This is a genomic window from Alphaproteobacteria bacterium, from assembly GCA_018063245.1.
Classification (GTDB): Bacteria; Pseudomonadota; Alphaproteobacteria; order JAGPBS01; family JAGPBS01; genus JAGPBS01.
On sequence record JAGPBS010000070.1, the window covers coordinates 1 to 7672 of the forward strand.

Sequence of the window (7672 nt, forward strand, 5' to 3'; positions counted from 1 at the left end):
ATACAATTCATCATATCGCAAAAATATATTTCCATGATCAATCTTGCCGTGTCTATGCAGATATGGGACAAATCAACTTGGCTGACAAACATCATACCGAAGCAAATGACTTTCTATTTACAGTTGATAATATCAAAGATAACATCCCTCCCCTTGTCAAAATCAGTCAAGATCTAAAAATGCCTTTGATTTTATTGGCGCTCACCTTCATCACACAAGTGATTCAAATCATTATCAGTAATTATTTACCTAATAATGATTCAAATAGTTGTTAACCAGAAAATCCATAAGCATAAGTCAACAAACCAATGCCTAGAATCAGACGATAGACCACAAAAGGGATGAAAGAGTATTTTGAAAGCCATTTAATCATAAAGGCAATAGCAATCAGAGAACTCACAAATGAAACACCAACACCGATCAAAGCATCAATCTGGAAGTCATAATTTGCCTCATGGATAATATCTTTAAAATCAAGCAAGCTTGCACCAAAGATTGTTGGCATCGCAACCATGAATGAAAAACGAGCACACTCAACGCGTGTGTATCCCATTAATCTGCCTGCTGTCATGGTAATCCCTGAACGGCTCACACCAGGAAATAAAGCAACAACCTGCGCACAGCCAATTAAGAATGACTGTAAATAGGTCATGTCTTTGAGCGTTTTAAGACGTGGCGCAAAACGGTCAACAGCACCAAGCAAGATTCCGAAAATAATCGTCATCCATCCAATTAATTCAACACTACGCAGCAGAGCTGTTTTAGAACTAAAGATAAAGTAACCCACAATAGCAGCAGGAACTGCTGCAATGACCAGGAAAAGGAACAATTTTGAGTTGGGTGTTATTTTCAATCTCAGCAAATCAAAAAATCCTTTAAACAACAGAATAACTTCTTTATGAAAATAAAGGACCAATGCCAATAAAGAGCCAAAATGAAGGGCAATATCCATTTGCAATCCTTGATCTTGCCAGTCTGCAAAATACGGAACCAAAACCAGGTGAGCTGTTGAACTAATTGGTAAAAACTCTGTCAAACCTTGTATCACAGCTAAAACAATAATATGCATCAATTCCATAAGATGAATCCCTCTTTTTGTTCTTATCTTTCAGACTTACAAAAAAGCCTAACATGAACCCATGGTGAAATCAATCCAAATGGTCTTTACTTTTTTTGAGTAAAAAGCACAAAATGGCTGTACCAACAATTGCTGACAAGAGCGATCCTATAATCACGCTCACACGCATATAATAATTAGGCTCATCAACCTCAAATGCAAGATCACCGATAAATAAACTCAGTGTAAAACCAATACCACCTAAAACAGCAATGCTATAAAATCTACCCCAACAGACATTCTCAGGCAAAGTACACCACTTCAATTTAATCGCAAGATAGGAGCAAAGAAAAATACCGACTTGCTTTCCAACAAAAAGCCCCAAGATAATGCCTAAAACCAAATCAACCTTGAAAATATCGACTGAAAAATGATCAAAAGATATGCCCGCATTGACAAATGAAAATAAAGGCAAAATAAGGTAATAAACAATTGGTCTTAAAACATTTTTTAAACTCTGAAAAGAAGGGTTTGCTCTCGTTTTCATTTGAACAGGAATCGCAAGCGCTACAATAACGCCACATAAGGTCCCATGAACACCTGCCTGCACCATCGCCACCCACAAAGCCGCCCCTACCATAATATAGTAAAAACCATTCATCACTTTTAAGCGATTCAGAACAAGCAATAAAACAATTAAACCCACTGAGGCAAACATTGCGAGCACACTTGAAGAGTGCGTATAAAAAACAGCAAGGATTAAAAGGGCAATTGCATCATCAATCAATGAGAAACCAATAATAAAAGCACGCAAATTGGTTGGTATAAAGCGTCTAAAAAAAGACAATATGCCAAGCATAAAGGCAGTGTCTGTCGCAATCGGAATCGCCCACCCTCTAAAGGTTTCAGGCGAATCATAATTAAAAGCCCAATAAATAGCAGCCGGCGCCACAATACCGCCAATAGCCGCTACACCAGGTAACACCAAATTATTTTTGTCCTGAAATTCACCACAGACCAAATGAAATTTAAGCTCTAACCCAATCAGCAAAAAGAATAAAGTCATAAAGCCATCATTCACCATCTGAATTAATGGGCTTTTGTAAACAAATTGAGCATACCGAAAGGTAACAGTTGAGAAAACAAAATCTTTATATAACTCTTGCAAAGAATCAATGTTCGCCACACAAATAGCCGCAATAAAGCTGATAATGAGCAATATGCCTGAAATTAACTCGTAATGGTAGAGGTCTGCTGTTTTTGTTTTGTCCATGATCTACTATTGATTCAATATTATGATTTTTGATTATTATAAGTATATTTAAAGCTTAGAGTAAAGAGACATTATTCTATGCTCAAGCCAAAATAAAAAAAACCAGCCCACTGGAATAGGCTGGTTTGAGTACTGGAGATTATATCTACTTACTGGAAATCCTATAGACTGGAAACTACAGGAGCTTGGCCTAGAGTCCGCTTAAATAAAGCTTTCCCTAAACTTATAGTCACATATTACCATTATTTATAGGAATGTCAATAAAAAAATTCATATTTATGATTTTTTCTTGCATAAAATTCCATTTTGGAATACTATCTATTAAAAGAGGAATAGCATATGTTACATGACATCAATAAATTAAGAATCTTTCATTATGTAGCGATTGAAAAATCACTTACGCGTGCTGCCCCAATATTAAAGATGAAACAATCTTTTGTTAGCAAACAAATTGCCAGCCTTGAAAAAGACCTAGGTAAAATTCTTTTTTATCGCAGATTCCGGGGAGTTGACCTAACGCCAGATGGCGAAAAGCTCTTCTCATACACCAAAGACATCATGAGACAAATAGATCAACTTGAAAATAACTTATTGGAAGAACCTCAAAGCAAACCCTTAACAATCGTTACAACAACTGGGGTAACACATCTTTGGCTTCTAGAGAAATTAAGAGAAAACGAGTACTTTAATAGCTCGTCAGAGACCCTAAAAATTGTCCTCATCGATAAAGAGTTCGATATTCGAGATAGCTTTGCCGATATTGCAATATTACCCGCGTACTCTTCAGATCATCAAGTATTTAAAAAACCCCTATTTACAGGACATTTAAAAATCTATGCATCCAAGGAATATCTAGAAAAACATGGCACTCCTCAAAAAATTGGAGACCTTGATCACCATAAATTAATTGCATTTTATACTGAAGCTGCTGCCACATACAGAGGAAACATCGACTGGTTCTTGACCTATGGGCGCAAACCCAACAATCCTAGACGACCTATTCTAATGATCAACTCATTAATTGGCATTTTTACAGCAGCCGTTCAAGGAATTGGGATCATTAACATTCCTGAAGAAATGCCCCTCCTAAATGAATCTCCTCTTGTAGAAGTGTTACAAGACATGGATGTTAAACAAAATGTTGATGTCTTTTTCATCTGCCTTAAAGAAAGAATTCATGAAAAGCGAATCGGAGAGTTATACCAACTTCTCAGCGAACCAAAGCCCACTCTAAAAAAGACTTGATTTTTATGACAACCTATGCCATAAAATAAAAACAACATCAGCTTGCATATAAGCACATAATGACTCAATTTAATCATCAACCAACGGACATTTAATTATGAAAAAGATTAACACAAAGAAAATACTAGTAATCAAAAACACACATAAAACAACTGTAATCTAAGTTATTAGTTTAGATTATTGTATTTCAAAGCTCCTCATAATTTAGAGCACCCCGGGGTACTGCATTTTTGAGACTTGGGGTGTTTTGTCAGAATAAATACAACATGTATTACATACGTTCTTCACACGCACAAAAAGATCTTTTTAACCAAACACAATCTCGCTTATTTGCAAGCCTTAAATACCTGTATTCTTCACTAGAGTCTTTAAATAACGATCCACGTCAACACCAGATTCAACAAAAATTACAAAACCTTGAAACCAAACCTGCATCGCCTCTTTTATATGCGCTCAACACTTTACTCGCAAGCCAAGAGCCTGCCAATATTGATTTTTGTATTAAGGCCCTTCTTGAAACAAACTTCACACAAACAGAATTAATTGAAGACACGGCTCATTTCAAAAACAATGGCCTTGCTGCCCTCATTCTCGAAAAAGCGATTCAATTAGATGTCTCAGATACAAAACCAATCCAGCAAGAATCCGCTCTCATCCAAAAAATAAACAAAGCCATTCAAACAATTCATCACTATACCCCTTTAATGGGCTGCGAAGTTGATCACTTCATGAAGAAAGTCTACATTACGTCCAGCCCCAAAATGATCTCAGGCACTAGCTTTAACCTCTTTGGCGCTATTTATCTCGGAGACTCCCTCTTACAAGAACATGATATCATCATGTGCACATCCATCATTCATGAAGTAGCGCACCTCTATTTTTACGCTCTGTCAACCATTGATCCACTCATTTTGAATGATTATGAAGAAAAATACCCATCGCCTTTAAAAACAGATGAGCGACCTTTAATTGCGGTCTTCCATGCTGTCTTTGTCTTATCGCGCATGGTCAATTTTTTAAAGCAGATTCTTAAATATCCAAAGAGTCCCCTCTACCAAGAAGCGCTTATTGAATATCACAAGAACATTGCGTTTTTTGAAGCAGGTTACGAAACTGTCAGTAAAAATGCAAAGCTCACCACCATGGGTAAAAAATTTCTGCGCGACATCCGCCGAAAGACTTGATAAATCAACTGATTATCATTCATGTCGTCATTCAGAGCCACCCCCATAAGGGGTGGCATGGAATCTCATCAATTTCACAACCCGACCTGATGTTTGTTGCAAGATTCCAGAGACTCCACGGGCCCGAGGACGGGCCCTCTGAGTGACGATTTTTACCTTTATCACCGCAACTCAAACTGATGCCTGATCGCTTACAATAATTTTACCGCCTCCTACATCTTAACCCAATCACCATCAACACAACAGCCCCTGTGAAAAACTTCAAATCAGACGGCGCAAGGCCCATCGATAAAGCAAGGCCCTGTATCTGTTGGTACACAATTGCACCCAAAAAAGGAGCCATCAATTGACGATGCAATGTCGCATTGCCCGTAATCGCCTCGCCGATCATCAGGGCAGCCAATGCATGAATCACAATACCAATGCCCATACTAATATCCATATAGCTCTGATATTGCACCATCAAAGCACCTCCAAAACCACTATAGCAGCCTGCAATCATAAGACCCAAAAGGGTGTATTTTTGAATCGAAATCCCCTGGCTTTTGGCAAAATCTGGATTAAGACCAATCGCCCTCAACTGCAATCCTTTCTCTGTTCTTAAAAACAAAGCAAATGGCAAAACCATTACCAAGAGCAGCCCTAGCAAAATGAGTCCATCTAAAGTCATAGATGTATCTGAAAAAAGGCGTGCCTTGTTAAACAGAGCAATGTTTGGCTTTTCCATAATGCGCAGATTCACACTATAAGCCATTGTGCTCACGATAATCCCTGCAAGCAAGGTATTAACCTTAAGCCTTACATGAATCAAAGCCACTATCATGCTTAAACAGCCTGCGATTAAAGCCGATGCGATCAACGTCAAAGCTGGATGCAAATCCGATAACAAAAAAGACGCACAAAGAGCGCCTCCCAATGGATAGGCCCCTTCAGCACTTAAGTCAGCAAAGTTCAAAAAACGAAAAGGAATCATCACCCCATAAGCAACAAAGCTCAAAATCAAGGCCTGCAAGAGACCCGTTGTCACCAAAGTCATTGACATTGCATTTCTCCTTTTTCCCCTTGAAGCGTTAAATCCTCATACTGATGAAACAAATTCAACAGCTCAGCCAGTGTGATCTTTTGTTTTTGAGCCGCATCAAGATCTAGCACAATCTTTCCCTTATGAAGCATGATGAGTCGATTCCCATAGCGCAATGCATCATCTAATCTGTGCGTCACCATCAGTGATGTGATCTTTTGCTCACTAATTTCTTTCGCTGTATAGGCCATAATGAGCTCCTGCATTTTAGGATCTAAAGCTGATGTATGCTCATCAAGAAGTAATATCTTTGGCTTTGATTGAATGGCCATGAGGGTTGCAATCATTTGTCTTTGCCCTCCTGACAGCCCACCCATTCTCTCTAAACAGCGTTCCTCAAGACCAATACCCAAAGAGCTGAGCATTGTTTTCGCGCGCGATTCAAATCCATGATATGAATGCAATCTTGCTTTTTTCGAACGCAACTGACTCAAAACAATATTCTCAAGCAACGTTAAGTCTGACACTGTGCCTTTGTAAACATCTTGAACAACACTTGCTACAAAAGGGCTCCGGTCTCGTTTTGTCACACCTTTTCCATCAACAAAAATATCACCTCGATCCGGTTGATACTCACCCGAAATCATCTTGAGCAACGTTGACTTACCCGATCCATTGCTGCCGAGGACGACACAAAAGTCGCCCTCTTTTAGCTCTAGATCGATCCCTTTCAAGACAGGCTCATAAGCCCCTTGAAAAGATTTCACAATTCCTTTAAGTGATAACATTACTCTACTCCACAATTGTAATGTTTGCATCATCTTGAGGGATCGCCACACCAAAAAACTCAACTTTTTTCCGATTCACAAAGCCCTTATGATCATCGCTTGCTGGAAAAGCAGGCCTCAGATCTTCGATTGCTTTTCCGCGCAAAATATCAGCTGCGAGCTTGCCGGCATTCATACCAACATGCTCATAATCAACGCCATAGCTCGCAAGCACCAAGCCAGACTCAACCGCCTCTTGATCCACATTCACAATCGGTATGCCCATCTTTGTCGCCTCTGCTGAAATGACTGGCAGAGTTGGTTGAATTGCACCACTCGTGCCAACGTAAATCACATCAACCTTATCTACAAAGCCCTGCATGCGCAGCTGAACGTCTCTTGCCTCATCAACGGGGATCGCAACAAGTTCCATCGCTTCTTGCTTTGTCGCCTTTTGCATCATCTGCAACAGAGCCTGATCATTGTTTTCAGCCGTTGCATAGAGAAGCCCTACTCTTTTTGCGGCAGGCAATAGCCTTTTCACAAATTGTAAAACGGCCCTCATGTCTTGCTGGTCAGAGCTGCCGACCATATTTCCTGTCGAATGACTCGCATCATCAAGCAGGCCAGAGACAACAGGATCCGTGATCACATTATAAACAAGAGGGATATCTTTAATAGATCCCTTTGCAAATTGGGCAATCGGCGTGCCCATGAGCATCATCACCTCAGGCCGTTTCGCCTTTAAATTTCCGATCATTTGCGGAATCATTGAGGTGTTAAAACTCACATCTGCCATTTCGTAATGGATTGTTTTTCCATCGATAAAGCCTTCGGCTTCAAGTTCTTTTTTGAAACCATGGATTGCCGCATCAAGCGAATGATGAGGGCCATAGTTTGCAATGGCAACCACGGGTAAATCTGACTCATGCCTTGTGGTCAAAGCGGCAATGAGACCAATTGTGATTGCTATAAGGGCAATCAGTCCTTTGTATGTCCTTTTCATGAGGAGCTCCATATTTTAAAATTTAAAGTGTTTGCTTAATTTGGCGGATGGCCAAAAGCGTTAAATTATAAATTGGCCCAAGGGCCAATGAAGCCAGAAAAGAACAATGAGAATGACAA

Annotated in this window: 8 protein-coding genes; 3 read left to right on the forward strand and 5 right to left on the reverse strand. The window is 39.5% G+C overall.

Going from position 1 to position 7672, the window contains the following annotated elements; translation table 11 throughout:
* Window positions 1–275: hypothetical protein (locus tag KBF71_08475; GenBank protein MBP9878346.1), on the forward strand; the 275-nt coding region annotated here is incomplete at its 5' end.
* Here KBF71_08475 and KBF71_08480 read toward each other — a convergent pair.
* Together KBF71_08480 and nhaA are read right to left on the reverse strand one after the other, a co-directional pair.
* Window positions 272–1078: an undecaprenyl-diphosphate phosphatase gene (locus KBF71_08480; protein MBP9878347.1), complete on the reverse strand. Its 807-nt coding sequence runs from the start codon at window positions 1076–1078 to the stop codon at window positions 272–274. The genes KBF71_08475 and KBF71_08480 overlap by 4 nt on opposite strands.
* Window positions 1079–1148: 70 nt before the next feature.
* The gene (gene nhaA, locus KBF71_08485) at window positions 1149–2330 is read right to left on the reverse strand and encodes a Na+/H+ antiporter NhaA (GenBank protein MBP9878348.1); all 1182 of its coding nucleotides are present in this window, start codon (window positions 2328–2330) and stop codon (window positions 1149–1151) included.
* 339 nt (window positions 2331–2669) lie between these two features.
* Between nhaA and KBF71_08490 the strand changes: the two genes are divergently transcribed.
* A complete protein-coding gene (locus tag KBF71_08490; protein MBP9878349.1) occupies window positions 2670–3575 on the forward strand; it encodes a LysR family transcriptional regulator in 906 nt (301 codons plus the stop codon).
* A gap of 266 nt (window positions 3576–3841) precedes the next feature.
* The gene (locus KBF71_08495; protein MBP9878350.1) at window positions 3842–4759 is read left to right on the forward strand and encodes a hypothetical protein; all 918 of its coding nucleotides are present in this window, start codon (window positions 3842–3844) and stop codon (window positions 4757–4759) included.
* A gap of 202 nt (window positions 4760–4961) precedes the next feature.
* Here KBF71_08495 and KBF71_08500 read toward each other — a convergent pair whose 3' ends face one another.
* From KBF71_08500 to KBF71_08510, 3 genes are read right to left on the reverse strand one after another with little or no spacing between them, the layout of a single operon-like run.
* A complete protein-coding gene (locus tag KBF71_08500; protein MBP9878351.1) occupies window positions 4962–5801 on the reverse strand; it encodes an ABC transporter permease in 840 nt (279 codons plus the stop codon).
* Window positions 5792–6568, reverse strand: coding sequence for an ATP-binding cassette domain-containing protein (locus tag KBF71_08505; GenBank protein ID MBP9878352.1), 777 nt, complete (start codon window positions 6566–6568; stop codon window positions 5792–5794). The genes KBF71_08500 and KBF71_08505 overlap by 10 nt, the downstream gene beginning before the upstream one ends.
* A 4-nt stretch (window positions 6569–6572) precedes the next feature.
* Window positions 6573–7553, reverse strand: coding sequence for an ABC transporter substrate-binding protein (locus KBF71_08510; protein ID MBP9878353.1), 981 nt, complete (start codon window positions 7551–7553; stop codon window positions 6573–6575).
* Window positions 7554–7672: the final 119 nt, after the last annotated feature.